Origin of the sequence: Arthrobacter sp. NPDC093125 (assembly GCF_044754225.1) — a bacterium.
In the GTDB taxonomy this organism is placed as follows: Bacteria; Actinomycetota; Actinomycetes; order Actinomycetales; family Micrococcaceae; genus Arthrobacter.
The window spans coordinates 54,433-81,302 of the sequence record NZ_JBIVOQ010000003.1 but is presented as its reverse complement, the minus strand read 5'-3'; the positions used below and the strand labels follow the sequence as shown (position 1 = coordinate 81,302).

The following is a 26,870-nucleotide window of genomic DNA, read 5'->3' as shown; positions in this document are numbered from 1 at the left end:
GCGACCCCTTACCTCTCGGCCATTTTCTGATCCCCACGCCCAAGGCCGGATGGCTGCTGCGCGACCGCACTTCCGTGCTTCCATGTGGCAGCCTTCGTCCTGCGTCCTGCCACCCATATGGCCGCGGCATTGGTGGCAACGATCAGGACCATGCCCGCCCATTCATGGAGTTCCAGGACCTGGCTTAAGACTACGGTTCCGGAGAGCGCTGCGAAGATGTGGTTGATGCTCATGAAGACACCGAAGAGGCCGGCCGGAACGTGCCGCAATGCCACGAGGTCGGCGGCGTAAGGAACCACCGAGCAAAGGACTCCAGCCGTAACGGCGCAAAGAAGCGCCGAACCGGCCAACAAGCCCTGCAGGATGAGGTGGACGGCCACGGGCAGGTAAAAGACCAGCGAGATCACCGTCGCCGCAGCCGGTGCCTGCAGGCCGGGCAGCCTTTGCCCGGCAACCCTGTTGAGTAAGATGTACGCCGCCCAGCATGCGGCAGCGGCCAGGGCGAAGGCAATGCCTGCGAAGTCGCTGCTGGGCCCCGGCATGACCAGAATGAACACGCCGGCGCCTGCGCTCAGCCCGCACAGCAAGTCCCACCGGCTCCTGGACGCCAGCAACGCCACCGCCAGCGGCCCGAGGAATTCCAGTGTGACGGCCAGGCCCAGCCCGATCCGGTCTATCGCCATATAGAGGCAGATGTTCATCAAGGCGGTGGCCGTTCCCAGCAGGAGGACCGGCCACCACTGCCGCCACGTGAACCGACGGAAGGGTGGCAGCGCAACGGAAAGAAGCACCACGGCGGCCACAAGCTGCCGTACGGCGACAACCCCTGCCGGTCCGATCGTCGGAAATGCGTGGGCGCCAATCCCTGCGCCGATCTGGTTGCTGACCGCGCTGCCCGTCATGGTCAGCACGCCGCGCACTACCGATGTCTTTTCCCGAACGGCGCCGGAGTGGCCGCGGCCCTCGCCCCCACCCTGCACTGAAGAAACTTCCATAAGCCCAAAGTCTCCGGGCAAAACGCTGGACTGAAAAATGCGCCGAATGGTCGTTCTATACGATGGGCGTATGAATATCGAGTTGCGGTATCTACGCGCGCTGGTGGCCGTGGTGGACGCCCAGACATTTACAGACGCAGCCATCGATCTCGGAACATCCCAGGCCGCAGTCTCCCGGTCCGTCGCAGCCCTTGAGCGGGTTCTTGGGCTGCGCATTCTGGAGAGGACAACCCGCAACATCACCCCGACTGCCGCCGGAGAACGAATCATCGAGCACGCACGACGAGTCCTTGACGACGTCGCGCTTCTTGAGAGGGAAGCCCTGGACCAGGGCGTTGAATTCAGGGTGAGCTATGCATGGTCAGCGCTCGGCCGCCGGACTGTGGCGCTGCAACGGAAGTGGGAAGCGACCCACCCGGGCGTCCGTCTGGTCTGGGTGCAGTCGGACGCCCCATCGGGCGGCCTGTCGAACGGCTCTGTCCAGCTTGCCGTGATGAGGCGCCCCCTGAATGACAACCGCTTCGCTTCCGCACTTCTTGGAACGGAAGCGCGCTTCGCTGCCGTAGCCAAGGAGGATGCACTGGCCCGGAAACGCTTTCTCCGCATGGCCGACTTCGCCGGCCGAACGATTGCCGTAGACCACCGCACAGGAACCACGAGCGACGATCTCTGGTCCGCCGGATCCCGGCCAGCCGCGGAGCGGCTCGTGCATGGCGTGGACGAATGGTTGACCCTAATCTCCACCGGTCAAGCCATCGGCATGTCCTCAGAGGCCACGGCAGCACAAAATCCAAGACCTGGAATCACGTACCGGCCCGTCCGGGACGCCCCGCCGATTTCGGTGTTCCTTGCCTTCCAGCGCCACGGTCCTTCCGTCCTCGTCGCAGATTTTATCCGGCTGGCCCGTGAGGCATTTGACGCTGACGCTACGCCGCAGGCGGCAGGACATGGCCCGAGCTAAGGGCAATGTGTCCAAACCGGCACATCAAGCGGGCGCGCAAAGGCGCCCCCAATCCGAACCACATCGGGTCCGGATCGGAGGCGCTGTCTGCCCTGCCGCCGTCGGAAGTCAAAGTCCGAAGCGAATAATGGAAGTCCTTTGCGGACGGGCGGAGCTGACTGCTAACTGCTGATGGCTGCCGACATCTCATCCACGGCTTTCTTGCCGGCTTCGTCAGTCGAGAGCCTGTTGAACAGCACTTCCGACGTGTAGCGCTTGATGATCTCCTGGATTGCACCTGCGCCCTTCGGCGGCGGGGCGGGAGCTTCGCCCAGTTCGTTCTTGATCTGGTCGATGAACTTCACAACCTTGACGTCTGCAGGGGTCAGCTTCGAGGAGATTGCCTCGCGCACATCGGTGTTCGGGTAGACACCGCGGTCGGCGAGGAGCGCTTCGCCGGCCTTGACGTCATTAGCAAGGAAATTGATGAACTTGGCCACTTCCTCCGGGTGCTTGGTCCTGGAAGAGGCCGACCAGAACTGCGAGGCCTTGTACCAGAGCCCGGCGTCCGCGGCGGAACCCGTCTTTGTCGGGAACCTCAGAATCTTGAGTTCAGATCCTGCGGCCTTTTCCAGGGCAGGAAGCTGGTTCGACCACCAGAAGGCGAGTCCATTCTTACCCGTCGCGAGACCGCTCTGGTCCAGGGGTGCTGCTTCTGCTTCAACAACCTCCGACGCCGAAGGAACAGCCTTTCCTTCACTCATCTGCTTGAGGAAGCCCCACCAGTTGGCAATGTCCGCCGGCTCAAAGCCCAGCTTGCCGTCCTCCGTGTAAAGGGACTTTCCGTTCTGCCTGAGCCACACTCCGAGGGATGCCTCATCAGTGCCGTAGGCCGCTGCGCCATAGGTACCCTTCGGGGACTTCGCCGTCACTTCGGCGGAGATCCGTTCGAAGTCTTCCCAGGTCCAGGTGGCGTCGTCCGGGAGCTCCACACCGGCGGCCTTGAACACGGCCGGGTTCGCAAGGATGGTGGCTGCGTTAATGCCGGCCGGGATGCCGGTCAGGCCGTCGTCACTCTGGCCTGCCTTCAAGGTGGCCTCATCGAGTTTGGAGGTATCAATCTCGTACTTCGAGAGATCGAGCAGCGCTCCACGGCTCGAGTATTCGGTAATGTACTTCTCATCCATCTGGATGATGTCGGGGGCGTCGTTCGCAGCCACCTGGGTGGCCAGCTTGTCCCAGTAACCGCTCCAGTCGCCGTACTCCGGCTTGATCTTGATGTTCGGGTTCTCCGCTTCGAAGGCCTTGATGGCTTCCTGCGTCACCTGTGCACGCTTGTCACTGCCCCACCAGGAGAACCGGAGCTCAACCGTTCCATCGGAGCTCTGGGCGGGGGATCCCCCGCCGCAGGCGCTGAGGGCCAGGACGACGGCGGCTGCCGCAGCAACCGCTCCCGCCTTACGCATCCTTCGCGGGGCGGAAGTTTTTGATACCTTGGGCCGGCCGGCATCGGCGTCAGGGGCCGGCTTGGAGAACAGTTGCACAGTTCGCTCCGATCTTCTTTGATCTTAAAAGGTAAGGAAAACGCTTTCCAACTAATTCTACAAGTAGCTATCTTGTGTTACAAGTACTAACTTCGGTTTCTACCCGGAGCCCCTTGGTCCGGGCGCGGGGCCTCAAGTGTCCGTTCGCGCATGGCGCGGGGCCATAAGTGTCCGTTCGCGCCCGGCGCAGGGGCCTCAAGTGCCCGTTCGCGCCCGGCGCGGGGCCATAAGTGTCCGTTCGCGCCCTACTTGATGCCGGTCGTGGCGATTCCCTTGATGAGGAACCTCTGCCCAAATAGGAAGACCAGGAACACAGGCAGGAGGGAAACGATCGACATCGCGAACAGCGAGCCCCAGCTGGTGGCGGACTGCGAATCCACAAAGGCCCTGAGTGCGACCGGAACGGTGAACATGTCAGGATCCGTCAGGTAGATCAGCGCCCCGAAGAAGTCGTTCCAGGTCCAGATGAAGGTAAAGATGGTGGTGGTGGCCAGCGCGGGAACCATCAGCGGCAGAATCACGCGCAGGAAGATCCGCGGGTGGCCGGCGCCGTCGATCCTGGCTGCTTCATCGAGCTCCTTCGGGATGCCGCGGATGAACTGGACCATGAGGAACACGAAGAACGCGTCTGTGGCCAGGAGCTTCGGCACGATGAGCGGCCAGAACGTGTTCACCCATCCAATCTGCGAGAACAGGATGTACTGCGGGACAATCACCACGTGGAACGGAAGCATGATGGTGAGCAGCATGATGCCGAAGAAGATCTTCTGCCCCGTAAACTGCAGCCGGGCGAAGGCGTAAGCAGCCATCGAGCAGGAGATCAGGTTGCCCAGGATCGATCCCAGCACAACCACCGCAGAGTTGATCATGTAGTGGCCGAACGGGTGGGTCAGCGCCGACCATCCGTCCGTGTAGTTGCCCATTTCCAGGGTGTTGAGCCACAGGCCTGGCTCGCGGAAGATGAGCTCGTTGGCGCGCAGCGAGGAAACGACCATCCACAGCAGCGGGTAGATCATGACTCCGCCGGTGACAATCAGGATCGCGTGCTTGATAAGCGCCTTGGTGCGTGCGCTGCGGCTATAGGCAAGGCTGCCGAGTGATTCGCGGTTCTTGCGTGGCCCGCGGGGGTTCGTTGGCTTGCCGGCCGAGGCTTTGTTGCTCGGGGCGGGAAGCGTCTCCAGCTTAGTCGTCATAGAAAACCCAATACTTTGCAGCGATGAAGTTGATGGCAGTGAATGCGCCGATGATGACCAGCAGGAACCAGGCCATGGCCGAGGCGTATCCCATATCAAACTGGCCGAAGCCCTTTTGGTAGAGGTAGAGCGTGAAGAACATGGTCGAATCGGAAGGCCCGCCGTTGCCGCCTGAGACGATGAACGCCTGGGTGAACGACTGGAATGATCCGATGATCTGCAGGACCAGGTTGAAGAAGATGATGGGGCTCAGCAGTGGAAGGGTGATGCGCCAGAACTTCTGGAGCTTGGTGGCCCCGTCTACTTCGGCAGCTTCGTAGTACATGTTCGGGATCTGGCGCAGCCCGGCCAGGAAGATGATCATTGGGGCGCCGAAGGTCCAGACATGGAGCAGGATGATCGAGCCAAGAGCCGTGCTCGGGTCGGAGATCCACCCCGGTCCTTGAATGCCGCCAAGGGCGAGCACCTGGTTCACGAGGCCTGTGGTGCCGAAGATCTGCTTCCACAGGATGGCGATGGCGACCGAACCGCCCAGCAGGGACGGCAAGTAGAAGATGGACCGGTAGAACGGAAGGCCGCGCAGGCCCTTGTCCAGCACCAGTGCGATCAGCAGGGCAACCGCCAGCTGCAGCGGAACGCCCACCAGCACATAGGTGAACGTGACGCCCAGGGAGTTGTGCAGCCTGGCATCGCCGAACATGCGCTGGAAGTTCTCCAGGCCCACCCACTCGGGGGCCTGGATCAGGTTGTAGTCGGTGAACGAAAGGTACAGCGACATAAGCATGGGTCCGACGGTGATGGCCACCAGTCCCACCAGCCACGGCAGCAGGAAGATGTAGGCAGCCTTGTTGTCCCGCCCGTTGGCCTTCTTCTCCTCGGCGGTCATCCGCCCTTTGCGGCGCGAGAGGGACGTGAGTTCGGTGATGGCACTCACAGCGCGCACCTCGCTCGCTGTGGCTTAGGTATGTGTTGAGCGGCCATGTGGTCTCCTTTGGTCATCGTGGCCATTCGCGCGCCGGCACTTCGTCCGGGTAAACCCAGGACCGGCCCTTGCCGCGGTTTCGTGCTTCCTCCGGCGAGGCGGGCTGTGTGCCCTCCATCACTTTCCGAAGCGTTCGGTACTACGGTAAACGCTTTCCAAGGTGATGTACAGATTATTTCGGAGATTTAGGAAAACGCTTTCCATGTCAGGCCAAACCAGGGCAGAGTGATATTGGATTGCGGGATTACCGCGCCGTTTCTTCACCTAGGGGGGCAGCAGTGCGAAGTGCAGCTACAGGCCAGCGGCCCAGCGCTATACCAGGCTACGAGGACTGGCCGGCATACGTCCGGCGTGCAGGGCGCCATGCCTGCCATTCCGGCCCGGCCCAGGAGCTCGCTGAGGTTCTCGGCGTTCCGGCGGTGCCCCCTCCTCCCCAGGTCAGCACCGATTGGGAAAAGGCGGACGACGGCGTCACCACCTCCCAGCTCAGCTGGCAGTTGGGCTTCGGCCCCCGCACGAGGGCGTGGCTGATCCGTCCAGCTGACACGGCCCGTCTCCTGCCGGGCGTGCTGGCGCTGCGTTGCCACGGCGGAAGCAAATTCGGCGGCGCAGACCGGCTGGTGCACCTGCCGGATAATCATCCTTCAGCGGTGGCCTCGCGCACCCGGCACTACGGTGGGCGGCCCCTTGCGACAGACCTCGCCCGCCGCGGCTTCGCCGTCCTGGCCCACGACACTTTCGGCTGGGGAAGCCGCCGCTTCAACCTCACCTCTCCCCCGCGGCGGACTGCGGAAGCGGTAGAGGCAAGACACGCGCAGTGGCGGAGGCCGGCGTCGCTCCTTCCGAAGAGGCAGCCTATGATGCCGCGGCGAACGCCCATGAAGACACCATCGCGGAGGCGGCCGGCCTGATCGGCACGAGCTTCGCCGGAACAGTGGCGCACGACGACCTCGCGGCCCTGGAGATCCTGGCCACCCTGCCCGGCGTCGACCCGGCCCGCCTTGGCTGCCTGGGGTTCTCCGGAGGCGGCGGCCGGTCCTTGGTGCTGGCTGCCCTCAGTCCGCGGGTCCGCAGTTACGTCGTCTCCTGCATGATGACCACGTTCGAAGCGCTCTTTCCCGCCTATCTGGACGAGCACTCCTGGCTGCTCGAGACACCGGGACTGTGGAGCTTGTGCGACTGGCCGGAAATCACGGAAATTCCAGGGGCCGCCAGCTTCCTGGTCCAGTACGCGATGGACGATGAGCTGTTCCCGGAGTCCGGCGTGCTGGGCGCCGACTTGGCACTGCGATCCCTTCACAGGTCCGGCGCCTATCGCGGGTCGTTCTGGCCGGGACGGCATGAATTTACGGCGGAAATGCAGGCGGAGGCCGCAGCCTTCCTCCGCAATTCGCTCGCATCTTCAGCAACAAGCCTGCGATAGGGCATATGTAAGAAAGCGTTTTCTCAGGTACGGTGTTAGTGCCTGCGCTTCCCGCCCAGTCCAGCAGTTTCCTCCTGTTACTCCCTGAAAAGGAGCAGCCCGCATGCCGCAATCTTCCGCTTACGCTTCCTCCCCCGCCGCTGCCGATTCCGGGCGGGCTGAGAGCCCGGTGCCCCGAATTGCACTCGTCGGGGTGCACGGTTTCGGCGAACGGCACCTGGCCAACCTTGCCCGGCTGCAGGCTTCCGGATCCCTCGAACTCGTGGCGGTCTCCGACCCGCGCCCGCCCGGGGAGGGAGTCCTCGGGAACTCCGTGGCTGTCTTCGAGACACTTGATGGCCTCCTTGAGGCCGGCACCGCTCCGGACGTGGTCATCCTGGCCACGCCCATCCAGACCCATGTTCCCCTCGCTTTGGCTGCACTGGCCGCAGGCGCTGACGTTTACGTTGAAAAACCCCCGGCAGCCTCTCTGCGGCAGTTCCAGGAACTTCTGACGGCCGCCGAATCCGCTGGCCGGCTCATCCAGGTGGGCTTCCAGAGCCTGGGATCGGACGCGCTGCCAGCCATCCGCAGGCTCATCGCAGACGGCGAGATCGGAGAGGTGCTTGGATTGAGCGCGACCGGAACCTGGCTCAGGACGCGCGGCTACTTCAAGCGCACGCGCTGGGCTGGCAAGCGCGCCCTCAACGGAATCGATGTGGTGGACGGCGTCGCCACCAACGCCCTGGCACACGCCGTGGTGACGGGTCTCAACATCGCCGGCGCACGCACCCTTGATGACGTGGCCGGCGTGGACACTGACCTCTACCGCGCCCACCCTACCGAAAGCGACGACACCTCTCTGATCCGGGTCCGCACCGCGGGTGGGAGGGTTCTGACCTGCGGACTGACCCTCTGCGCCGCCCAGCAGACACGTCCTTCGATCAGCGTTTTCGGCACGGCGGGCAAGGCCGAGCTCTTCTATACGGAGGACGAACTGGTGATCACCACCGACCAGGGCGAGCGCCGGGAGGTCTTCGGCCGCACCGACCTGTTGGAGAACCTGCTGGAGGTGCGCGTCTCGGGCGGAGAGCTGCTCAGCCCGCTGTCCGGTTCGGGAGCCTTCATGGCTGTGCTCGAAGCGATCCGCACGGCACCGGAGCCGCAGCAGATCGACGCCAGGTACATCACCTGGGAGGGCAGCGGCAACGATGCCCATCCCGTCGTGGAGGGAATCGCTGAGCTGATCCAGCGGGCCGCCCTTGCGCAGGCGACGTTCTCCGAGCTCGCCGCCCCGTGGGCCCGGCCGCTGGAGCCGGCTGCCACCCTCGCGGTAGCCGGGCGTGCAGTAGCCAGCTACCAGGACGGCAGCCACATCCGCCCCACCTCCTCTCCGCGGCCTTACCTGCACCCGGTGCGCACGTTGGCCGGCACCGTGGTGACTGACCACCAGCCCGCCGACCACGTGTGGCACCTTGGCGTTGGAGTGGCATTGCAGGACGTCAACGGCATCAACTTCTGGGGCGGGCGGACCTACACGCGCGACGCCGGCCGCTACGTCTGGCGCCCGGATCACGGCACGATTGTGCGCACCTCAGCAAGCACGGCGTCGCCTGGCGCTGGAACCGGTGGCCTCTCCGAAGAACTGTCCTGGAACGGACCCGACGGCGTTCCGGTGCTGCGGGAGCAGCGGAAGTGGACGTGGGCCGCCGTCGACCGTCAGACCTGGCGCCTGACGCTCGACTTCACCCTGACGCCCGCGGGAGACCGGCCGGTGAGCCTTGGCAGCCCCGGTTCCAACGGGCGGCCGCAGGGCGGATACGGAGGATTCTTCTGGCGCCTGCCTTCCTGCGGCGATGCCCGCGTTTGGTCCCCGGCGGGGTCCGGGGAGGCAGCAGTGCACGGCTCCGTGAGCCGGTGGCTCGCGTGGAGCGGCACCTTCAACGGAGAACCGGCAACTCTCGTATTTACCGCTCCCGGAGACTGCACTGATCCGTGGTTCGTGCGTGTCAGCAGTTATCCAGGGGTCGGGCAGTCGCTCGCTTGGGAGGAGCCGGTGCTCCTGAAGGCGGGTGCAGCGGTGCAGAGGAGCGTCACGGTGTTGATCTCCGATGCGCTGCTCGAAACCGCCGGCATCGAGGCACTCGTGACGAACATGGAGGGCCGCTCATGAACGCCGGGCACGCTGACCTTGCACCTGTGGGGCGGCCAGACACGCTGACCCCCGGTGGCCGGACTGCCCCTGGTGTGCCGGCGGACAGGGCAGAAAAGCGGCGGCGGGTGCTGGACATTCTCGACGGCGCAGGACGCGAGACGCTACTGCTGACGAGCCACACTGCCCTGACCTGGTATCTCGACGGCAGCCGTGTTCACATCAGCCTGGCCGGTGATCCCATTGCCGCCATGCTTGTGGGCCGCGACGGCGACCACCTGGTGACCTTCAACAACGAGGCCGCGAGGATGGCCGCGGAGGAACTGCCGGCAGGTGTCGTTCTGCATGAGGTGCCTTGGTACGGCCACCTGGGCGACAAGGCCGATGCGCTTGCCAGGGATCTCACCGGGCAAGTGCCGCTCCCCGAGGCTGCGGTCGCCGCTGAGCTGCGCGCTGCCCGGCAGCCGTTGTTGCCGGGCGAAAGTGCCCGCTACGCGAATCTGAGCCGTGACCTTGCCTGTGCCATGACGGATGTCCTGTCCGGCGCGCGGCCCGAGGACACCGAGTTCGAACTGGCCGCGGCCCTGGCCTCGCGCGTGGTGGCTGCCGGGGCCGAGCCCGTGGTCCTGCTCTGCAACGGCAGCTCCCGCAGCAGCTTCAGGCACCCACTGCCCACGCAAGCACCGATCGGGCGCAGAGCCATGCTCGTCGCCTGCGCCCGGCGCGACGGAATGGTGGCCAACGTGACCCGCTGGGTCCGCTTCGATGCCTCGATGCTGTCCGAACGCAACGCGGAAACCAGGATCGCGGCCGTCGAAGCAGACATCTTTGATGCCACTGTTCCCGGTACCCGGCTGTCGTCGATCTTCACAGAAATCAAAGGCGCCTACTCCCGGCACGGCTTCGGTGCGGAGCAGTGGGAACTCCACCACCAGGGAGGGCCGGCCGGCTACGCAGGCCGGGATCCCCGGGTGACGGCCGCCGCGGATGACGCCGTGGTGGTCAACCAGGCCTTCACCTGGAACCCGTCCGGTCCCGGGGTGAAGATCGAGGACACGGTACAGCTGACACCCGGCGGGATCACGGTGCTGACGGCGGACCCGCGGTGGCCGGTGGAGCCGGTTAACGGCATCGGGAGGCCGCTCACCCTGCAGCTGTAGACGCACGCAGCAGTGGACCCTAGGCAGCAGCTGGTCTGCCGCGAGCTGTCGGGCAGCGGGGCGGGCTAATTTATTTTTCCCGGCCAGCCGCCGTAACAGCTCAAATTCCTCATGTGACTTGAATCAGGTCAATTCTTCCTGAACAGCGTCTGCCTGTTCCCGCAATTCCGCAGCCTTCCTGGCAGCCCCCGGAATTAGTGGGGAAGCAGCGCCCTGCCATTCCTGCGCGGGGCGCGGTACCACCTCACCGGGAGAACGAACGCGCAGGTCAAGCGCCTGCAATGGCTCTGTTAAGCGGATTTTTACGGCGTAAGCGGGGTGTTTTTTCTCACGACCCATTTCCTTGCGGCCCAATTGGCGGCGTCAATAACGTGAATAAGGAACCGCCAAACGAGCCAAGGACTGAAATGCCCTCTCCAGCCGCCACGGATCCTGTTTCTCCGCCCGCCAATGCAGACCACATTCCATACCGGGCAACACTGACATCCGGACTCCGCTGGGATGTCCCGGCGTCCCTCGTGGTGTTCCTCGTGGCGGTGCCGCTTTCACTTGGAATAGCGGCGGCGTCCGGGGCGCCGGTCATGGCCGGCCTTATTGCCGCTGCAGTGGGGGGCATCGTCGCCGGTTCCCTCGGCGGCTCTCCACTGCAGGTCAGTGGCCCGGCAGCCGGCCTTACCGTAATCGTGGCCGGTCTTATCGAGCAATTCGGCTGGCCCGCCACCTGTGCCATCACTGCCGCGGCGGGTGTGCTGCAGGCGCTCATGGGCTTTGCCCGGGTGGGCCGGGTAGCCCTCGCCATCGCCCCGGTGGTGGTCCACGCCATGCTGGCGGGAATCGGCGTCATTATTGTCCTGCAACAGACCCACGTGATGCTCGGCTCCGAGGCCGGCGAGTCAGCCTGGCACAACGTGAAGGCGCTCCCGGCCAGCGTCGCCTCCCTGGACCACCAAGCAGCGGTCTCGGGGGTCCTGGTGATCGTCATGCTGCTCGGGTGGAAGTACATGCCCGCCGCTGTCCGCCGGATCCCGGCCCCTCTGGCAGCCGTCGTCGCCGCCACGGCGCTTTCGCTGCCGTTCCGGTCCGACGTCGACCGGATCACCTTCGACGGGTCCCTCCTGGACGCGATTGCCCTCCCCAGGCTTCCGGAAGGGCAGTGGGGCGCATTTGCCGTCGGCGTCATCACCATCGCGCTCGTGGCGAGTGTTGAATCCCTGCTCTCGGCCGTGGCGGTTGACCGGATGCACCACGGGGAACGGACAGACTTCAACCGCGAGCTGCTGGGCCAGGGAGCCGCAAACGTCACGTCCGGCATGCTGGGCGGACTCCCCGTCACGGGTGTGATCGTCCGGAGCGCCACCAACCTCGAGGCCGGGGCGCGGACGCGCAAGTCAGCCATCCTTCACGGTGTCTGGGTGCTGGTCTTTTCGCTGCTTCTTGCGGGCGTGATTGAGCTGGTGCCGGTTGCCGTCCTCGCCGGGTTGCTGATCATCATCGGCGTCCGGCTGGTGAAGGTGGCGGACTTCAGGACCGCACGCGTCACCGGTGACCTGACCGTCTACGCCGTGACACTCCTGACTGTGGTGTTCGTGAACCTCCTCGCGGGAGTCCTGACCGGACTGGCCCTGGCCATCGTGCTCGTCCTGTGGCGGGTGGTCCGCGCCGGGATCCATGCGGAACCGCTCGGAAACCCGGAGGACAAGCGGTGGCGGGTGGTGGTGGACGGGTCCTGCAGCTTCCTGTCGCTCCGCCGACTCAGCCAGGTGCTGGCCGCGGTGCCCTCGGGATCACATGTGACAGTGGAGCTGGCGGTCGACTTCCTCGATCATCCTGTCCACGACACCCTTGACGCGTGGCGCCGCCGGCACGTCAGCAACGGCGGCACCGTGGAGATCGAGGAGTCCGGCACTGCCACCCTTGAGGATGCCAAGGCCGGGCCGCCGGCCCGCGGCATCTTCCGGCCTGGGCAACTGCCTGCGCGATGACAGGCACGGTGCACCTCGGTGGACCGGCCATGGTGACAGGCTCGGTGCACCGGCGCCTTGCCGTCAGCCCGTGAAGCTGAAGCCGAGCCCGGGCGTTCCGGCCAGCGTGAGGCGGTTCCCGGAGATGCGGACCGGCGACGGCCCGTCGAGGATGCCGAGCTGACCAAAGCCCGCGTCTTCGACGTCCTCCACAAGGGTTGGCTCGGCAAGTGTGAGGGCAAGCTGTCCGGACAGTTCCGGCAGCAGGTGCGGCATGACCCTGATGCTGTGTGTCCGGGCCAGTTCCACGATGCGCCGGAACGGGGTTATCCCGCCCACCCGGACAATGTTGGGCTGGATGATGTCGACTGCCTCAGCCTCGATGAAGTCCCGGAACCGGTAGACGGTGTGCAGGTTCTCGCCGAGCGCGATGGGCACGAGCGACTGCTTCCGCAGCCGCCGGTACGCCCAAAGGTCATCGGCACGCAGGGGTTCCTCCAGCCATTCCAGGCCGTACTCCCCCAGCACGTCCAGGGCCCGGAAGGTTGCGGGCAGGTCCCAGCGCTGGTTCGCATCAATCATCAGCTTCCGGTCCGGGCCCAACACGGAGCGCACCGCGTCCAGACGCTCGGCGTCTTCCCGGACGTCAGGCTTGCCCACCTTGACCTTCACCGCGCGGTGTCCGGCTGCCACCCACCGTTCCACCTGCGCCACCAGCTCATCAAGGCTGTAGTGCAGGTTGACCCCGGAGCCGTAGGTTTCCACCGCGTCCTGCCGCTGGCCCAGCAGGGCCGTGACGGAGGCACCGGCGCGCCGGGCCTGCAGATCCCACAAGGCCAGGTCGACGCCGGCCATCGCAATGGTTGTCAGGCCTCCGCCGCCGGCTTCATGCAGCCGCTTCCAAAGCAGGTCCCAGACCCCTTCCGGAGACGCTTCCATCCCGGTGATGAAGGGGGCGATGTCGTAGTCCAGCAGCGCCTGGACGGCCTGCGGGCCGATGGTGGGGGTCCAGGAAAAGCCGCGTCCCGCAGCGCCGTCGTCCGTCTGTATCTCCGTGGCTATCACGTGGTTTTCCGGAGCCTCCTGCCCCCAGCTCCGGCGCAGCGGAACCGTCAGCAGTCGGGTGTGGAGGCCCGTGATACGGGGGGTCCGGCCGGGGGCTGCTGCCGGCGGTGCGGGTGCTGTCGCCGGTGCGGGGCTCGCGCCCGGCATCAGCGGGCCGCCAGTTCGTGGCCTTTGGCGAGGATTGCCTTCAGTTCAACGAGCTGTTCCTCGTTGGGATCCACGAGCGGTGGGCGGACGGATCCCACCGGCAGTCCGGCCAGCCGGAGTCCGGCCTTGATCAGCGACACCCGGAAGCCTGGAGTCTGGTCACGAAGTGCGACGAGGGGACCGAAAAAGCCCTCCAGCAGCGCGTCCCTGCGTTCCTCGTCCCCGCTCATGTAGGCGTCGTAGTAGGCCGCCGCGATCTCGGGGGCCATGGCAAACGCTGCAGAGGAGTAGAGAGGAATGCCGAGGCCGCGGTAGGCTCCCTGGCTCAGTTCGGCAGTGAGCAGGCCGTTGAACAGCAGGAAGTCAGTCCGTCCGCTGGCCTTCACTGCGGTGACGATCTCCTGGGCGAGGCCCACATCGCCTACCCCGTCCTTGAACCCGATGACCTTCGGGTTGGCCGCCAGTTGACCGATCGCCTTGGCAGTGAACTTCGCATTGCCGCGGTGGTAGACGATCACGGGCAGGCTGCTGGCATTGGCCACAGCCTCGACGTACGCGACCAGCCCGTCCACCGGGCCGTTGACCAGGTAGGGCGGCAGGACCAGCAGCGCGTCGGCTCCGAGGTCCTCGGCCGCCCGGGCAGCGGCCAGGGCATGCCCGAGCTGTCCGCCCGCTCCGGCGACCACCGGCACCTTTCCGGCAACAACCTCGACGGCGGCCGCCACTACTGTGCGCACCTCATTGATCCCCAGCGCATGGAATTCACCGGTGCCACAGGCGGCGAAGACACCGCCGGGCCCGAAGGGCAACCGGGAGCTGATGTGCTCCTTGAGGACGTCCACGTCCACACTGCCGTCGGGTGCGAACGGTGTGACAGGGAAGAAAAGCACGCCGTCGAACTTCATGATGTCTCCTTGGATCCTGATGCTGCCGCGGCAAATGCCACGGGTGCCTCGTCATTGAGGCGTGAGGGGTCTGTTCGCAGCTCGTTCCTCCAGCTGCGCCGCGGCTCCCAGCCGAGCAGCTTCCTGGCCTTCTCGATCGAAAATGCCGGAGTGGTGCCCGCCAGGTGGGCGGCGAGGGCCGCGCTGCCGGGCAGGAATTGCGGAATGAGTCCTGCCAGCGGTTCAGTCGCGAGGGCGTCCGCAGCTCCCACGAAGAAGGTCTGGCCGTTAGGAATGGAGTCCATTTTCGCGAGGAGCAGGTCCAGGAAATCTGCGACATCCCGGGCGTCGACATAGTTGAACAATGAAGGCGCGGCGAGGGCGGGATCGGCCAGCCGCTCCGCCAGGGTGTGGCCCTGCTGCGTGGGTGCACCCTCCCATTCCTCGGGGGAGATGACGAAACACGGCCGGAAAGCGGCATAGCGGATCCTGCCCCCTTGGGCCGCCGCAAACATCTGCATTGTCTGCTCGGCGATCAGCTTGGACAGCGCATAGGCGTTCCACGGCCTCGGGGTGGTCTCTTCATCCAGGGGAAACGCCCCGGGCAACCAGCCGGCGGGTGATCCGTAGCCGAGCACGGTGGGACTGCTCGCAGTGATGATCTTCGGGACGCCGACCTCGGTCGCGGCACTGAGAACCGCATAGGCCAGCCGGGTGTTGGTGGTGAAGATGACTTCTTCAGGGGCGCTGAAAGGGACGGCGATCGCCGCAAGGTGGATGACGGCGTCGGGGGCTGTTTCCCGCAGGATGCGCAAGGCCTCCCCCGGCGCCAGGAGGTCAACGGTGTGCTGCACAGCGCCCGGGGCGAGCTGGCCTGCCGGCACGGCGTCCCGGTCAACGGAGATGACGCGGTGTCCGCCGTCGGAAAGACCGCCCACCACGCTGCGTCCCAGCCGGCCGGAACCGCCGGTAACTACGATTGTGCTCATGATTGTCCTTTAGCTTTCGGCGCCGGATCAGCGGCCGCGGCGCAGATCGGTGCCAAGTTCGAGGTCTGCAATCCGGACCGGCAGGGACGTGGCCAGGGACTCGTTGCCGGCGATCCCCACCGAAACGGAGCGGAGGCCGTCCAGGTAACCGGAGGGACGCCCAAGCGGATCCTCGCCGGGCCCGTTGAACAGGTCCGAAAGGAGCAGGATGTCGCCGCCGCCGTGGCCGCCTTCGCCGTTGATGATCGGCACCTCGTAGGCCGGCTCCCAGTGGCGCTGCACCACAAGGCGCTCGCCGTTGCGGCGGACTGCGTCGTCCTCCTCGACCGGGGTTGCACTCGGATCCACCACGGTCTTCTTGTCCGTGCTGTGCTGCACCGCGGCGCGCTCCACAACCTCCAGCTCGGCCCGTCCCTCCGTGCCGTTGACCGTCACCCGGTACCCTTCCCAGGGGCTGTGGGCGTTGAGCGAATAGCTCAGCGTCGGCCCGCCGTCGTAATCCACCACCACGGCGAGGTTGTCCTCGATGGTGATGCCCGCGGTGAAAACGTCCTGGTCGCGGCGGTAGCCGTCGTAGCGCTCGTTCTCGTAGTAGAGCGCCCGCAGCTTGTCGTCCTCCCGGAGGTCCAGGACGAACGGGTCCGTGACCGCGTCGGCGTCGGAGCCGGTACCCCGTTCGGGGCGGGCTCCGAGACCGCGTGCGGCTGCGTTTTTGTCACCGTAGAACTTCAGGCCGCCCGAGGCGAAGACGCGGGCCGGGACGTCGTCGATCCACCAGTTCACCAGGTCGAAATGGTGCGAGGCCTTGTGGATCAGCAGGCCCCCGGAGTTGGCCTTCTCGCGGTGCCAGCGGCGGAAATAGTCCGCACCGTGGACCGTGTCCAGCACCCAGGAGAAGTCCACCGAGGTGACCTTGCCGAGGACACCGCTCTGGATGATGTCCTTCAAGGCGGAGTTCCGGGGCGAATAGCGGTAGTTGAAGGTCACCACCACGTTCCGGCCGGTTGCGGCCACCGCCGCGGTGATGCGCCGGCAGCCTTCAACGTCGATGGTGAGCGGTTTCTCGACGACGACGTCGGCCCCGGCCTCCAGCGCGGTGACGATGAAGTCGGCGTGCGTGAAGTCAGGGGTGGTGATGATGACGCGGTCGATGGCGTTTTCAGCGATGAAGCCGGCGAGGTCGGCCGGCTCGAAGGCGACGGGGGGAATCGAAGTCCCGTCCGACAAGCCAGCGGCGAGGTCCTGGTAGTACTGCACCCGGCCGGGGTTGAGGTCGCTGAGGGCTACGAGTTCGGCCACGTCAGCGTGCTGGCCCAGGATGGCGCGGACATACATTTCCGAGCGCGATCCGGTGCCGACCAGGGCATAGCGGGTCCGCGCGTCCCGGTCGCCGGCTGCTTGGCCGGAGGCCTCGGCAATGGATTCGGCATGGGCATGCGTTGCCCCGGCGGTATCGACGTTGACCATTGGTTGCCCCTTTCGGAAGGCAGCAGTGCCGGGCGGTTGTCGGCCGGCAGGTTGTGGGAGAATCAGCTGAGAAAGCGTTTTCTCAAAGCGTTATATGCTTTGTATCAAGTCATCAGCAGGTACGTCAACCAATATCCGCAGTCCCGGCGGGAACCGATGTTGCCAGCCAGGGAAAGGACCACATGGGCCGGAAATCAACCACCCGCCGCATCGGCATTGCCGACGTTGCGGCGAGAGCGGGAGTCTCGCACGCGACTGTTTCGCGGGTCATGAATGGCAACTTTAAGGTGGACCCTGCCATCGCCGAGCGCGTGCGCGAGGCCGCCACGGAGCTGAATTACCAGCCAAATCCGGTGGGCCGCAGCCTGGCCCTCGGTAAGACCGACACGATCGGAATCGTGGTTCCCGACCTTGCCAACCCAAGCTTTCAGGCCATACTCCGCGGCCTCAGCATGGCAGCAGCGCAGGACGGCTACCGGGTGCTGATTGCCGACTCCTCCGAGGTCCCCAGCGAGGAGGCGATCCTGGCGGGAGAAGCACGACGGCGGTGCGACGGCCTGGTGCTTTGTGCACCACGTATGGGCGACGCCGAGCTGGAGGAACTGGCGCCGTCACTGCACCCGATGGTCCTGATCAACCGCACCACCGCCGAGGGCGGTGTTCCCAGCCTGATGGTGGATTACGGGCTGGGGATCCAAGAGCTGGCCGAGCACCTCGTGGGGCTCGGGCATACGCGCATCGTCTTCCTCGCAGGCCCCCCGCGCAGCGCCTCCAACGCGCTGCGCGTGCAGGGACTGGAGAAGTTCAAGGCCGGCCATCCCGAGATCGAACTCCACCTGATTGACGGCGGCTCCAACTTCGAGGCCGGGCACGCTGCCGTGGACGCCGTCCTCGCCAGCGGCGGCACGGCCGTCCTGGCGTTTAACGACCTCGCTGCCATGGGCCTGCTCAGCGGGCTGCATGAGCGCGGGGTCCGGGTCCCTGAAGATATCTCGGTTACGGGCTTCGACGACATCCCCTTCGCCAGGTACACCACTCCACCCCTGACGACGGCGGCCGTTCCGATCACGGAGCTGGGAGGGCAAGCCTGGCATCGGCTGCGGACCCTGATCCGCAACGAGGACATCCCGGACGCCGTCACCACCTTCGAACCCCGGGTGGAAGTCCGCGGAAGCACAGGCCCGGCCGCAGGCTAGGGACAGGACCCGGTTCCGGCAGGCTCAATCAGCGGCCTTCCCGCCCAGACCCGCCTCCTTGTAGTAGCCCTCGATATGGGCGGCCACCAGCTCTGCCGCCTGGCCGCCGTCGCCCTTCCGGATGGCCTCCAGAATCCCCCGGTGCTCGCAGCGCAGGCGGGCGGCGGTGGCGTCCCAGTCGGGAAGGTTGGCCGTCAGCCTTCCGGCGTACCCCTGGATGGCTTCGCGCAGGGAGCCCATCATGGCACTGACCACGGCATTCCCCGCGGCATCTGCCAGGGCAAGGTGGAACCGGACATCGAGTTCCAGGAAGTCGTCCACTTCCGGGCCGGCGTCCATGTCGTCCAGCAGGGCCGCCGCGACGTCAAGCACGGGTGCGTTCGGCTTTGCCCTGGCCGCGGCCCAGGACTCCAGGAGCACCCTGGTCTCCACGACGTCAGCCACGGGCAGGTGCTGGGTTGCGACATGCAGCCGCAGGGCGGAGCCGAGTGCCGCCGTCGGGTCAGAAATCACAACGGTCCCGGCGTCCGGGCCGGATCCTACGCCGGCGCGCACAACGCCCATGGCCTCCAGGACCCGGATAGCTTCACGGACCGAGGTGCGGGAGACGGCGAGTTGTTCCGCGAGGCTGCGTTCCGCCGGCAGGCGGCCGCCTACCGCCAGCTGGCCGTCGGAGAGCCGGTCCTCGATCCATTGCAGGACGAGTTGGTGTGTGCGCATGGATCCATCCTAGTTGATGTGGTCTGACCACATGCATTAGTGTGTGGTCTAACCACATGATTCCGTAATCGGAGGCAGCAATGACGCAGACAATCGGGTCGACCAACCCGGAGGCACCCACCACGCCCGCGGACACCGCTCCGGCCGGCATCCCCCGTACCTCAGCACCCTCCAGGGTTCCGGCGGCATTGAAGCGCCGGATCCCGAAATACTCCGATCTTGCTCCCCTGATGCAGTTCAAAAAGCCTGAGTTCAGCCGGTCCGCCAAGCTGCAGCGCGCGAGCACCATCTGGGAGCTGCGGGACATGGCCAAGCGCCGCACGCCGCAGGCGCCGTTCGACTACACGGACGGCGCGGCGGAGGCAGAGATCACCCTGCGGCGCGCCCGCGAGGCATTCCTGGACATCCAGTTCCGGCCCGGTATCCTCCGCGATGTTTCCAGCGTGGACCTGGGCACCGACATTCTGGGCAAGCCTTCCCGGCTTCCGGTCGGCATTGCCCCCACCGGCTTCACACGGATGATGCAGTCCGAGGGCGAATACGCCGGTTCCCAGGCCGCCGAGGCCGCCGGAATCCCCTACACGCTCTCGACGATGGGCACCGCCTCCATTGAAGACGTTGCGGAGGCCGCACCCAACGGCCGGAACTGGTTCCAGCTTTACCTGTGGACGGACCGGGACCGCTCCCTCGAGCTGATCGAACGGGCGGCCAAAGCCGGAAATGACACCCTGATGGTGACCGTCGACACCGCCGTGGCCGGCGCCCGCTTGCGCGATGTCCGCAACGGCATGACCATCCCGCCGGCGCTGACGCTGAAGACGGTGCTGGATGCCTCCTACCGCCCGGCCTGGTGGTTCAACTTCCTGACCCACGAGCCGCTGACCTTCGCCTCTCTCTCCCGGTACACGGGCACGGTGGCCGACCTGATCAACTCCATGTTCGACCCCACCCTGACTTTCGAGGACCTCGACTGGCTCCGCGAGACCTGGAAGGGCAAGCTGGTGGTCAAGGGCATCCAGACCGTGGAGGACGCCCGGCGGGTGGTGGACCACGGCGCCGACGGAGTGATCCTCTCCAACCACGGCGGACGCCAGCTGGACCGGGCCCCCATCCCGTTCCACCTGCTCCCCGAGGTCAAGCAGGCATTCCAGGCCGACAACACCGACGCGGCCATCATGCTGGACACCGGCATCATGAGCGGGGCGGACATCATCGCCGCCCTCGCCCTCGGGGCGGACTTCACCCTGATCGGCCGCGCCTACCTTTACGGACTCATGGCCGGTGGCCGGGCAGGCGTTGACCGGACCCTGCAGATCCTCGAAAAGGACATGGTGCGGACCATGGCGCTGCTCGGCGTCAGCAAGCTCTCCGAGCTGACCCCGGACCACGTGCGGATCCTCAACAAGTAGCCCCCTCCGCCCAACTGGGTAGCAGCTCAGGCCGTTCCCAGCGCTGGGAACGGCCTGAGCTGCTACTTAGTTGGGCCGGGCTACTTCTTGCGGCCGAACTTGGGCAGGTTGGCCAGCAGGTCCGCCGCCTTCTTCGCGCCGCGCCCCACTGTCCGGCCGATCTGCTGCGGAACAGTGTCGTCCTGGGCAGGGTTTCCAGCCACCTGCCCACCGGGAACCACGACGGCGGGACTCAGCTCCCCGCCGACGGAACGACCGGTTTCGCCTCGGCCCGCAGAGCCTGCAGCGGCGAACGCTTCCGGAAGGTCCGTGCCAGAGGGACGGGAGGCGGGTGTTCCAGAAGCGGGTGTTCCAGATGCAGCTGCGCCCGGCGCGGCGGCAGCTCCGGCGCGGGCGGATGTTCCCGCCTGATGCCGGACATTCGTCCGCTGCTGCTCGTCGCCGGCGGGCGTCCGGGAGGAATCCGGTGAGCCGGCAACGGAAGCCGCGCGGCCGACGTCGAACGTCCCCAGCCAGGTGGCGACGCCCTCCAGCGGCTTGGTGTTCAGCGCGTAGTAGCGCTTCTGACCCTGGGCGCGCATGCTCACGAGGTCGGCTTCACGGAGCACCTTCAGGTGCTTGGAGATGGTGGGCTGACTGGCGGCGAGCTCCTCGACCAGCTCCCCCACTGCCTTGTCCCCCTTTTGGAGGGAAACGAGAATGTCGCGCCGCGTTGCCTCAGCAATGACGGCAAATACGTCGTCTGTCACCATGGGACCAACCCTAGCGACATATACGCCAAATGGCATCTACTATTTGGCGGACCCGATCAGTCGAACCAGGGGTCGAGCCCGTAAATCGGAAATACTTCCTTGCGCGTCGCCATCACCGTACGGTCGACGGCGTCGTTGGGATCGAAGCCGACTTCCCATGACCGCCACCAGATGTCAGCGTCGTCGCCCATGAGCGCAGGCGCAGCCACGCCGTAGCGCTCGTGCACGTGGGCCCGCCACGCTTCGGGAACAGGAGTGCGCAGGGGCACCGGCCGGCCAGCCGCGATGGCAATGAGATGGCTCCAGGCCCTGGGCACCACCCCGGTGATGTGGTAGCCGCCGCCACCTGTGGCGATCCAGCGGTTGTCGCAATGACGGGCGGCGAGATTCCCGACGGCGGTGGCAGCCTCGCGCTGGCCATCCACGCTGACGTTGAGGTGCGTGAGCGGATCCTGCCGGTGGGAGTCGCAGCCGTGCTGGCTCACGATCACCTCCGGATTGAACGCCCCCACCAGCTGCGGGACCACGGCGTGGAAGGCGCGCAGCCAGCCCGCGTCGCCCGTGCCGGCGGGCAGTGCGACATTGACGGCGCTGCCCGGGGCGTCCGGCCCGCCAACCTCGTTGGCGAACCCGCTGCCGGGAAACAGGGTCATGCCGCTCTCATGGAGTGAGATGGTGAGCACCCGGGGGTCGTTCCAGAAGATGCTCTGGGTCCCGTCGCCGTGATGCGCGTCGACGTCGACATATGCCACACGCTGCACGCCGCCGTCGAGGAGCCTTTGAATTGCCAGCGCGGCGTCGTTGTAGATGCAGAAGCCGCTGGCACGGTCCCGCGAGGCATGATGCAGCCCCCCGCCGAAGTTCACGGCACGCACGGCAGAGCCGTCGAGGATGGAACCGGCGGCGAGCAGGGACCCGCCGGCAAGGCGCGCGGCCGCCTCGTGCATGCCCTCGAAGGCGGGGTCGTCCTCGGTGCCGAGTCCATGCGCTTCATCAGGAACCAGGGGATCGTCACTGACCCGGCGGACGGCCGCCACGAACTCGGGGCTGTGGACGGCAGTCAGCTCGTCGTCGTCCGCCACTTCGGGGGCAGCCACCGTGACGTGCCCCAAATCCAGCAGGCCCAGGCTCCGGGCCAGCCGCTCCGTGAGGTCAAGCCGCTGCGGCGCCATGGGGTGTCCCGGACCGAAATTGTAGGCGGTCATGGCGGCATCCCACACCACCGTCGTTGGCAGTGCGGGGAGGCTGTGTCCGGGAAGGAGAGTCATCCCTGACAGGCTACCTGAGGAGCCTTGCCCTCCCGGCAGAAGACGCTGCCCGTTCAAGGAGCCGACTTTAGTGGTTTACTACTGAAGGAAGCAGATTCAACCAAGGAACAGCCACCCATGACGCAGAGCCAGTCGAGGTCAAAGAACCCGGCGAGCTGGCAGCCCAACGCGCCCGAGCGTGAAGGCCTCTGGATTTTCACCCGGCTCCGGGACTTCATCGATGATATCGCCAACACCTCGCCGGCCCGTTTGGCGCTCAGTGCGTTCGTCGTGGTGATCGTTGTCTTCACAGCGTTGCTGTCGCTGCCTGTGTCCTCTGCCTCCGGGGACTTCACGCCGCTGCACCAGTCCCTGTTCACGGCGGTCTCGGCGGTCTGCGTGACGGGCCTGACGGTGGTGTCGACCGCCGTTCACTGGTCCTTCTTCGGCCAGCTGGTCATCCTGGTCGGCATCTTCGTGGGCGGCCTCGGCACCCTGACCCTGGCCTCGTTGCTGGCCCTCATGGTCAGCAAAAAACTGGGTGTCCGCGGCAAACTCATCGCACAGGAGGCGATGAACAACGCCGGCCGCCTGGGTGAGGTGGGTACGCTGCTGCGGATCGTCATCACCACCTCCGTCGTCATCGAAGCCGTGCTTGCGCTGGCCCTGATTCCGCGGTTCCTGATGCTGGGCGAACCATTCTGGCAGTCCGTGTGGCACGGCATCTTTTACTCCATCTCATCCTTTAACAACGCCGGCTTCACCCCGCATTCGGATGGCATAGTGCCTTACGAAACCGACCTCTGGATCCTCATCCCGCTGATGCTAGGCGTGTTCCTGGGCAGCCTCGGCTTCCCGGTGGTCATGGTCCTGCAGCAGAACGGCCTGAACTGGCACAAGTGGAACCTGCACACCAAGCTGACCATCCAGGTGTCGTTCATCCTGCTGGTGGCCGGGACGGTGCTGTGGGGCCTGATGGAATGGGACAACGCCCGTACCATCGGCCGCATGGACCTCGGGGACAAGATCACCCATGCCTTGTTCGCCTCAGTCATGACGCGATCCGGCGGCTTCAACCTCGTGGACCAGAACCAAATGGAATCCACCACTATGCTGCTCACCGATGCGCTGATGTTCGCCGGCGGTGGCTCAGCCTCGACGGCGGGCGGCATCAAGGTGACCACCATCGCCGTGATGTTCCTGGCCATCGTCGCCGAAGCCCGCGGTGACACGGACGTCAAGGTCTACGGCCGGACGATCCCGGAGGGCACCATGCGCGTGGCCATCTCCGTCATCGTCGCCGGCGCAACGCTCGTTTCCGTCTCGGCCTTCATTCTGCTGCAGATCAGCGGGGCGTCGCTGGACCGGGTGCTGTTCGAAACCATCTCGGCCTTCGCCACCGTCGGCCTCAGCACCAACCTCAGTGCCGAGCTCCCGCCGTCGGGCGTCTACGTGCTCTCCGCCCTCATGTTCGCGGGCCGCGTCGGCACCGTTACGCTTGCCGCTGCGCTGGCCCTGCGCCAGCGCAGCCAGTTGTACCACTACCCGGAAGAGAGGCCAATCATTGGCTAGTACATCGGGGGCAGCCGCCCGCCCCGCCCACAATGCTCCCGTTCTGGTGATCGGGCTGGGCCGTTTCGGTTCCTCCACCGCTGAGCAGTTGGTCAAGCAGGGCCGCGAGGTGCTGGCGATCGAGCGCGACCGGACGCTCGTGCAGAAGTGGGCCCCGTTGCTCACCCACGTCGTTGAGGCCGACGCAACCAACATCGACGCTCTCCGCCAGCTCGGGGCGCAGGAGTTCAGCTCCGCCGTCGTGGGCGTGGGCACGTCCATCGAATCTTCCGTGCTGATCACGGTGAACCTCGTGGACCTGGGCATCGAGCACCTGTGGGTCAAGGCCATCACCCCGTCCCACGGCAAGATTCTCACCCGGATCGGCGCCAACCACGTCATCTACCCCGAGGCGGACGCCGGGGTCCGGGCCGCCCACCTGGTGTCCGGGCGCATGCTGGACTTCATCGAGTTCGACGACGACTTCGCGATCGTCAAGATGTACCCGCCGCGCGAAACCGTGGGCTTCACCCTGGACGAATCCAAGGTGCGCTCCAAGTACGGCGTGACCATCGTGGGAGTGAAGTCCCCGGGCGAGGACTTTACGTATGCGCGCCCGGAGACCAAGGTGTCCTCCCGCGACATGCTGATTGTGTCGGGGCACGTGGACCTGCTGGAACGCTTCGCGGCCAGGCCCTGACCCCGTCAGGCGGTGGGCCCACACCCGTCCGGGGGCGGTGGGCCCACGCCCGCAGGGTTCCCTGACCGAGCTTGCGAGGTTAGGGGGCGGGTGGGGATTAGCCGAGCTGCTTGGTCATCTCTGCTGCCCGATCGGCGGCGGCGCGGGCTCCCGCAGCGATGATCGCCGGCATGCCGCGCTCATCGAAGGTTGCGATCGCGCGTTCGGTGGTGCCGTTGGGGCTGGTCACGGCCTTGCGCAGGGCTCCCGGATCGGCTCCGGGCTCCGCCAGCATGAGACCGGCTCCCGCCACCGTCTCGCGTGCCAGCAGCAGGGCAAGTTCCTCGTCGAGACCCAGTTCGACGCCGGCAGCGGCCATTGCCTCGGCAAGATAAAACGCGTACGCGGGACCGGAGCCGCTGATGGCACCGAGGGCATCGATCTGCTCTTCGGGAATTTCGACGACGGTCCCCACCGCAGAAAGAATGTCCTTCGCCCGCTGGAGCTGCTCGGGCGAGCAGTGGGTGCCTCCGGACACGGAGACGACGCCGCGGCCCAGCTTGGAGGGCGTGTTGGGCATGGTCCGGATCACCGGCTGGCCCTCCGGCAGGGCGGCTTCCAGCTGGGCAATGGAGACGGCTGCAGCCACGCTGATAACGATGGTGTCAGGGGCAATCGAACCGCTGATTTCGCGCGCCAGCTCGGTGATCCCTATGGGCTTCACTCCCAGGATGACCACGTTGGAACCTTTTGCGGCCTGCTTGTTGTTGTCGGGCTCCTCCGCACCTGCGATGGCTGTTATGCCATGATGGCGCTCTGCCAGTTCGGCAGCGCGCTCGGCCCGGCGCACCGTTGCCACCACGTCCATGGGGTCAGTGCCGGCGTCCAGGAGGCCGCTCAGGATAGCCTCGTTCATTGATCCACAGCCAAGGAATGCGATTCGGTTGGTCATTGCTCCATCATTGCAGTTCCCGGGCCGGCATGCAGGCCCCGCGAGCACCTTTGAACCAAAGCAGGCTCACAGCCAGCTCACAGGATTGTCCGAGGTTACGCCCACTTTAGGGCCATAGCGTGGGAACTACCTCATTGAGGGTGCGAGTGACAGGCGAGCATGGGGATGTTTGCCAGGCACCGGCGGGCTGCAGCAGGTTCACCCATTTTCCTGCGGCGGCCCGCCGGTGCCTTTTCTTTTTTCAAGCCACTACTGGCGATTCCGCGCCGGAGCAATTCCCAGCTTGCATTCAGGAAAAACCCGCGAAACACCCATACTCGGTGGCTAGTGTTCTTAGTGCCTCACAAGGTGCGAGTGATGGAGCTGGTCCTGCGGGACCGGCGCGGCGCCGGCCGGTTGCAGGAGTGTTCCCCCAACTCCTTCTGCAAGACCGACCGGCGCTTCACTCTTTAACGTGCGGCCTCAGCCTGCCGTCAACGGCTGCGTCTGGATCCCGATGTGCGGGGCGGGCTCCAAGGGCCCGTCAAAGATGAGCTGATCGAGGCGGCGCAGGATGAGGCCCTCGCGCAGGGCCCAGGGACAGATCTTGATTTTCTTGAAGGCGAACAGTTCCAGGGCCGCCTCTGCCACCAGTGCGCCCGCGAGGAGCTGGTTGGCCCGGGCTTCAGACACACCGGGGAGATGCAGGCGGTCCTCGCTCTTCATGGCTGTCAGGCGCTGCGCCCAAATTCCGAGGTCCGCAGCGTGCAGTTCCCTTTTGACGTACGGGCCGGCCCCGCTGGGGGCCGCACCCCCGATCCGGGCCAGCGACCGGAAGGTCTTGGACGTTCCGGCAACGACGTTCGCCCTTCCGATGGCGTCGAAGCTCCGGACCACGGGCTTAAGTGTGTCCCTGATATAGCTCCGGAGCTCCTTCACACTTTTGGCGGAGGGAGGGTCTTCCTGCAGCCAGTCGCGTGTGAGGCGGCTGGCGCCGAGTGGAACGGAGGTAGCGAGTTCCGGGAGCTCGTCCTGGCCTGTGGCCATCTCGAACGAACCGCCGCCGATGTCCAGATTCAGGATGGGGCCGGCACCCCAGCCGTACCAGCGGCGGACCGCGAAGAACGTCATGGACGCTTCCTCGCTGCCCGTCAGCTCCTGAAGCGTCACTGTGGTTTCGTGCTTCACCCGGGCGAGCACGGCCGGACCGTTGGTGGCCTCGCGGATGGCGGAGGTACAGAAGGCGAGGAGGTCCTCCGCTTTGTGCCTCGCGGCGAACTCCCATGCCTCAAGGACGAACTCGGTCAGCTCATGCTGGCCGGCATCGGTGATGTTGCCGTCGCCGTCGAGATACTGCACAAGCGACAACGGCCGCTTGTGCGAGGCGAAAGGCACAGGACGCGCACCGGGGTGGGCGTCCACGAGCAGAAGGTGGACAGTGTTGGACCCGATATCGAGGACGCCTAGCCGCATCCTGCCATTATTCCCCGAGGAGCGGCGGCGG

23 protein-coding genes are annotated in these 26,870 nt (G+C 65.8%); 9 read left to right on the top strand and 14 right to left on the bottom strand.

Going from position 1 to position 26,870, the window contains the following annotated elements; genetic code table 11:
- Positions 1 to 8: 8 nt before the first annotated feature.
- Entirely contained in the window at positions 9 to 995 is a 987-nt protein-coding gene (locus ACIP9X_RS07620; RefSeq protein ID WP_400479120.1) for an EamA family transporter, read from the bottom strand.
- A 70-nt stretch (positions 996 to 1,065) separates the two neighbouring features.
- On the opposite strand from ACIP9X_RS07620, the gene ACIP9X_RS07615 reads away from it, so the two are divergent.
- Positions 1,066 to 1,956, top strand: a complete 891-nt coding sequence (locus tag ACIP9X_RS07615; RefSeq protein ID WP_400479119.1) for a LysR family transcriptional regulator — start codon at positions 1,066 to 1,068, stop codon at positions 1,954 to 1,956.
- A 161-nt stretch (positions 1,957 to 2,117) separates the two neighbouring features.
- Here ACIP9X_RS07615 and ACIP9X_RS07610 read toward each other — a convergent pair whose 3' ends face one another.
- The 4 genes from ACIP9X_RS07610 to ACIP9X_RS07595 all read right to left on the bottom strand — a co-directional run bounded on the left by ACIP9X_RS07610 (position 2,118) and on the right by ACIP9X_RS07595 (position 6,201).
- Positions 2,118 to 3,401, bottom strand: coding sequence for an ABC transporter substrate-binding protein (locus tag ACIP9X_RS07610; protein ID WP_400479118.1), 1,284 nt, complete (start codon positions 3,399 to 3,401; stop codon positions 2,118 to 2,120).
- 323 nt (positions 3,402 to 3,724) lie between these two features.
- Positions 3,725 to 4,672: a carbohydrate ABC transporter permease gene (locus tag ACIP9X_RS07605; protein ID WP_400479117.1), complete on the bottom strand. Its 948-nt coding sequence runs from the start codon at positions 4,670 to 4,672 to the stop codon at positions 3,725 to 3,727.
- Entirely contained in the window at positions 4,662 to 5,606 is a 945-nt protein-coding gene (locus ACIP9X_RS07600; protein ID WP_400479116.1) for a carbohydrate ABC transporter permease, read from the bottom strand. The genes ACIP9X_RS07605 and ACIP9X_RS07600 overlap by 11 nt, the downstream gene beginning before the upstream one ends.
- Positions 5,607 to 5,976: 370 nt before the next feature.
- Positions 5,977 to 6,201 carry a hypothetical protein gene (locus tag ACIP9X_RS07595; protein ID WP_400479115.1) on the bottom strand — a complete coding sequence of 75 codons (225 nt, stop codon included), beginning with the start codon at positions 6,199 to 6,201 and terminating at the stop codon, positions 5,977 to 5,979.
- A 270-nt stretch (positions 6,202 to 6,471) separates the two neighbouring features.
- Between ACIP9X_RS07595 and ACIP9X_RS07590 the strand changes: the two genes are divergently transcribed.
- The 4 genes from ACIP9X_RS07590 to ACIP9X_RS07575 all read left to right on the top strand — a co-directional run bounded on the left by ACIP9X_RS07590 (position 6,472) and on the right by ACIP9X_RS07575 (position 12,350).
- Positions 6,472 to 7,077 (top strand): acetylxylan esterase, encoded by a 606-nt coding sequence (locus tag ACIP9X_RS07590; RefSeq protein ID WP_400479114.1) that lies wholly within the window; start codon positions 6,472 to 6,474, stop codon positions 7,075 to 7,077.
- 103 nt (positions 7,078 to 7,180) lie between these two features.
- On the top strand, positions 7,181 to 9,229 hold the full coding sequence (locus tag ACIP9X_RS07585; RefSeq protein ID WP_400479113.1) for a DUF6807 family protein: 2,049 nt from the start codon (positions 7,181 to 7,183) through the stop codon (positions 9,227 to 9,229).
- The gene (locus ACIP9X_RS07580) at positions 9,226 to 10,368 is read left to right on the top strand and encodes a M24 family metallopeptidase (RefSeq protein ID WP_400479112.1); all 1,143 of its coding nucleotides are present in this window, start codon (positions 9,226 to 9,228) and stop codon (positions 10,366 to 10,368) included. The genes ACIP9X_RS07585 and ACIP9X_RS07580 overlap by 4 nt, the downstream gene beginning before the upstream one ends.
- A gap of 407 nt (positions 10,369 to 10,775) precedes the next feature.
- Positions 10,776 to 12,350, top strand: coding sequence for a SulP family inorganic anion transporter (locus ACIP9X_RS07575; RefSeq protein ID WP_400479111.1), 1,575 nt, complete (start codon positions 10,776 to 10,778; stop codon positions 12,348 to 12,350).
- 63 nt (positions 12,351 to 12,413) lie between these two features.
- On the opposite strand, the gene ACIP9X_RS07570 is transcribed toward ACIP9X_RS07575, so the two are convergent.
- The 4 genes from ACIP9X_RS07570 to ACIP9X_RS07555 are packed head-to-tail and all read right to left on the bottom strand — an operon-like array spanning position 12,414 to position 16,881.
- The gene (locus tag ACIP9X_RS07570; protein ID WP_400479110.1) at positions 12,414 to 13,541 is read right to left on the bottom strand and encodes a mandelate racemase/muconate lactonizing enzyme family protein; all 1,128 of its coding nucleotides are present in this window, start codon (positions 13,539 to 13,541) and stop codon (positions 12,414 to 12,416) included.
- On the bottom strand, positions 13,541 to 14,446 hold the full coding sequence (locus tag ACIP9X_RS07565; RefSeq protein ID WP_400479109.1) for a 5-dehydro-4-deoxyglucarate dehydratase: 906 nt from the start codon (positions 14,444 to 14,446) through the stop codon (positions 13,541 to 13,543). Before ACIP9X_RS07565 ends, ACIP9X_RS07570 begins: the two co-directional genes overlap by 1 nt.
- Positions 14,443 to 15,414, bottom strand: a complete 972-nt coding sequence (locus tag ACIP9X_RS07560) for an NAD-dependent epimerase/dehydratase family protein (protein WP_400479108.1) — start codon at positions 15,412 to 15,414, stop codon at positions 14,443 to 14,445. Before ACIP9X_RS07560 ends, ACIP9X_RS07565 begins: the two co-directional genes overlap by 4 nt.
- 27 nt (positions 15,415 to 15,441) lie before the next feature.
- On the bottom strand, positions 15,442 to 16,881 hold the full coding sequence (locus ACIP9X_RS07555) for a Gfo/Idh/MocA family protein (RefSeq protein ID WP_400479107.1): 1,440 nt from the start codon (positions 16,879 to 16,881) through the stop codon (positions 15,442 to 15,444).
- Between the two features lie 182 nt (positions 16,882 to 17,063).
- Here ACIP9X_RS07555 and ACIP9X_RS07550 point away from each other — a divergent pair, with 182 nt between their 5' ends.
- Positions 17,064 to 18,077 carry a LacI family DNA-binding transcriptional regulator gene (locus ACIP9X_RS07550; protein WP_400479106.1) on the top strand — a complete coding sequence of 338 codons (1,014 nt, stop codon included), beginning with the start codon at positions 17,064 to 17,066 and terminating at the stop codon, positions 18,075 to 18,077.
- Between the two features lie 24 nt (positions 18,078 to 18,101).
- On the opposite strand, the gene ACIP9X_RS07545 is transcribed toward ACIP9X_RS07550, so the two are convergent.
- Complete coding sequence (locus tag ACIP9X_RS07545; protein ID WP_400479105.1) at positions 18,102 to 18,797, bottom strand: FadR/GntR family transcriptional regulator; 696 nt, start codon at positions 18,795 to 18,797, stop codon at positions 18,102 to 18,104.
- A gap of 80 nt (positions 18,798 to 18,877) precedes the next feature.
- Between ACIP9X_RS07545 and ACIP9X_RS07540 the strand changes: the two genes are divergently transcribed.
- Positions 18,878 to 20,206, top strand: a complete 1,329-nt coding sequence (locus ACIP9X_RS07540) for an alpha-hydroxy-acid oxidizing protein (RefSeq protein ID WP_400479104.1) — start codon at positions 18,878 to 18,880, stop codon at positions 20,204 to 20,206.
- A gap of 80 nt (positions 20,207 to 20,286) precedes the next feature.
- Here ACIP9X_RS07540 and ACIP9X_RS07535 read toward each other — a convergent pair whose 3' ends face one another.
- Both ACIP9X_RS07535 and ACIP9X_RS07530 read right to left on the bottom strand, forming a co-directional pair.
- A complete protein-coding gene (locus tag ACIP9X_RS07535) occupies positions 20,287 to 20,958 on the bottom strand; it encodes an ArsR/SmtB family transcription factor (RefSeq protein WP_400479103.1) in 672 nt (223 codons plus the stop codon).
- A 56-nt stretch (positions 20,959 to 21,014) separates the two neighbouring features.
- The gene (locus ACIP9X_RS07530) at positions 21,015 to 22,226 is read right to left on the bottom strand and encodes an acetoin utilization protein AcuC (RefSeq protein ID WP_400479102.1); all 1,212 of its coding nucleotides are present in this window, start codon (positions 22,224 to 22,226) and stop codon (positions 21,015 to 21,017) included.
- Positions 22,227 to 22,343: 117 nt separating this feature from the next.
- On the opposite strand from ACIP9X_RS07530, the gene ACIP9X_RS07525 reads away from it, so the two are divergent.
- On the top strand, positions 22,344 to 23,777 hold the full coding sequence (locus tag ACIP9X_RS07525) for a TrkH family potassium uptake protein (protein ID WP_400479101.1): 1,434 nt from the start codon (positions 22,344 to 22,346) through the stop codon (positions 23,775 to 23,777).
- On the top strand, positions 23,770 to 24,456 hold the full coding sequence (locus ACIP9X_RS07520; protein ID WP_400479100.1) for a potassium channel family protein: 687 nt from the start codon (positions 23,770 to 23,772) through the stop codon (positions 24,454 to 24,456). The genes ACIP9X_RS07525 and ACIP9X_RS07520 overlap by 8 nt, the downstream gene beginning before the upstream one ends.
- A gap of 97 nt (positions 24,457 to 24,553) precedes the next feature.
- Here ACIP9X_RS07520 and proC read toward each other — a convergent pair whose 3' ends face one another.
- Together proC and ACIP9X_RS07510 are read right to left on the bottom strand one after the other, a co-directional pair.
- Positions 24,554 to 25,387, bottom strand: a complete 834-nt coding sequence (gene proC, locus ACIP9X_RS07515) for a pyrroline-5-carboxylate reductase (protein ID WP_400479099.1) — start codon at positions 25,385 to 25,387, stop codon at positions 24,554 to 24,556.
- Positions 25,388 to 25,849: 462 nt separating this feature from the next.
- Positions 25,850 to 26,839 (bottom strand): Ppx/GppA family phosphatase, encoded by a 990-nt coding sequence (locus tag ACIP9X_RS07510; protein WP_400479098.1) that lies wholly within the window; start codon positions 26,837 to 26,839, stop codon positions 25,850 to 25,852.
- Positions 26,840 to 26,870 lie beyond the last annotated feature (31 nt).

Excerpts from the sequence above, each read along its gene's own strand:
- ACIP9X_RS07620 (WP_400479120.1), bottom strand. The coding sequence starts at position 995 with ATGGAAGTTTCTTCAGTGCAGGGTGGGGGCGAGGGCCGCGGCCACTCC.
- ACIP9X_RS07615 (WP_400479119.1), top strand. The coding sequence starts at position 1,066 with ATGAATATCGAGTTGCGGTATCTACGCGCGCTGGTGGCCGTGGTGGAC.
- ACIP9X_RS07610 (WP_400479118.1), bottom strand. The coding sequence starts at position 3,401 with ATGCGTAAGGCGGGAGCGGTTGCTGCGGCAGCCGCCGTCGTCCTGGCC.
- ACIP9X_RS07605 (WP_400479117.1), bottom strand. The coding sequence starts at position 4,672 with ATGACGACTAAGCTGGAGACGCTTCCCGCCCCGAGCAACAAAGCCTCG.
- ACIP9X_RS07585 (WP_400479113.1), top strand. The coding sequence starts at position 7,181 with ATGCCGCAATCTTCCGCTTACGCTTCCTCCCCCGCCGCTGCCGATTCC.
- ACIP9X_RS07580 (WP_400479112.1), top strand. The coding sequence starts at position 9,226 with ATGAACGCCGGGCACGCTGACCTTGCACCTGTGGGGCGGCCAGACACG.
- ACIP9X_RS07575 (WP_400479111.1), top strand. The coding sequence starts at position 10,776 with ATGCCCTCTCCAGCCGCCACGGATCCTGTTTCTCCGCCCGCCAATGCA.
- ACIP9X_RS07570 (WP_400479110.1), bottom strand. The coding sequence starts at position 13,541 with ATGCCGGGCGCGAGCCCCGCACCGGCGACAGCACCCGCACCGCCGGCA.
- ACIP9X_RS07565 (WP_400479109.1), bottom strand. The coding sequence starts at position 14,446 with ATGAAGTTCGACGGCGTGCTTTTCTTCCCTGTCACACCGTTCGCACCC.
- ACIP9X_RS07560 (WP_400479108.1), bottom strand. The coding sequence starts at position 15,414 with ATGAGCACAATCGTAGTTACCGGCGGTTCCGGCCGGCTGGGACGCAGC.
- ACIP9X_RS07555 (WP_400479107.1), bottom strand. The coding sequence starts at position 16,881 with ATGGTCAACGTCGATACCGCCGGGGCAACGCATGCCCATGCCGAATCC.
- ACIP9X_RS07550 (WP_400479106.1), top strand. The coding sequence starts at position 17,064 with ATGGGCCGGAAATCAACCACCCGCCGCATCGGCATTGCCGACGTTGCG.
- ACIP9X_RS07545 (WP_400479105.1), bottom strand. The coding sequence starts at position 18,797 with ATGCGCACACACCAACTCGTCCTGCAATGGATCGAGGACCGGCTCTCC.
- ACIP9X_RS07540 (WP_400479104.1), top strand. The coding sequence starts at position 18,878 with ATGACGCAGACAATCGGGTCGACCAACCCGGAGGCACCCACCACGCCC.
- ACIP9X_RS07535 (WP_400479103.1), bottom strand. The coding sequence starts at position 20,958 with ATGGTGACAGACGACGTATTTGCCGTCATTGCTGAGGCAACGCGGCGC.
- ACIP9X_RS07530 (WP_400479102.1), bottom strand. The coding sequence starts at position 22,226 with ATGACTCTCCTTCCCGGACACAGCCTCCCCGCACTGCCAACGACGGTG.
- ACIP9X_RS07525 (WP_400479101.1), top strand. The coding sequence starts at position 22,344 with ATGACGCAGAGCCAGTCGAGGTCAAAGAACCCGGCGAGCTGGCAGCCC.
- proC (WP_400479099.1), bottom strand. The coding sequence starts at position 25,387 with ATGACCAACCGAATCGCATTCCTTGGCTGTGGATCAATGAACGAGGCT.
- ACIP9X_RS07510 (WP_400479098.1), bottom strand. The coding sequence starts at position 26,839 with ATGCGGCTAGGCGTCCTCGATATCGGGTCCAACACTGTCCACCTTCTG.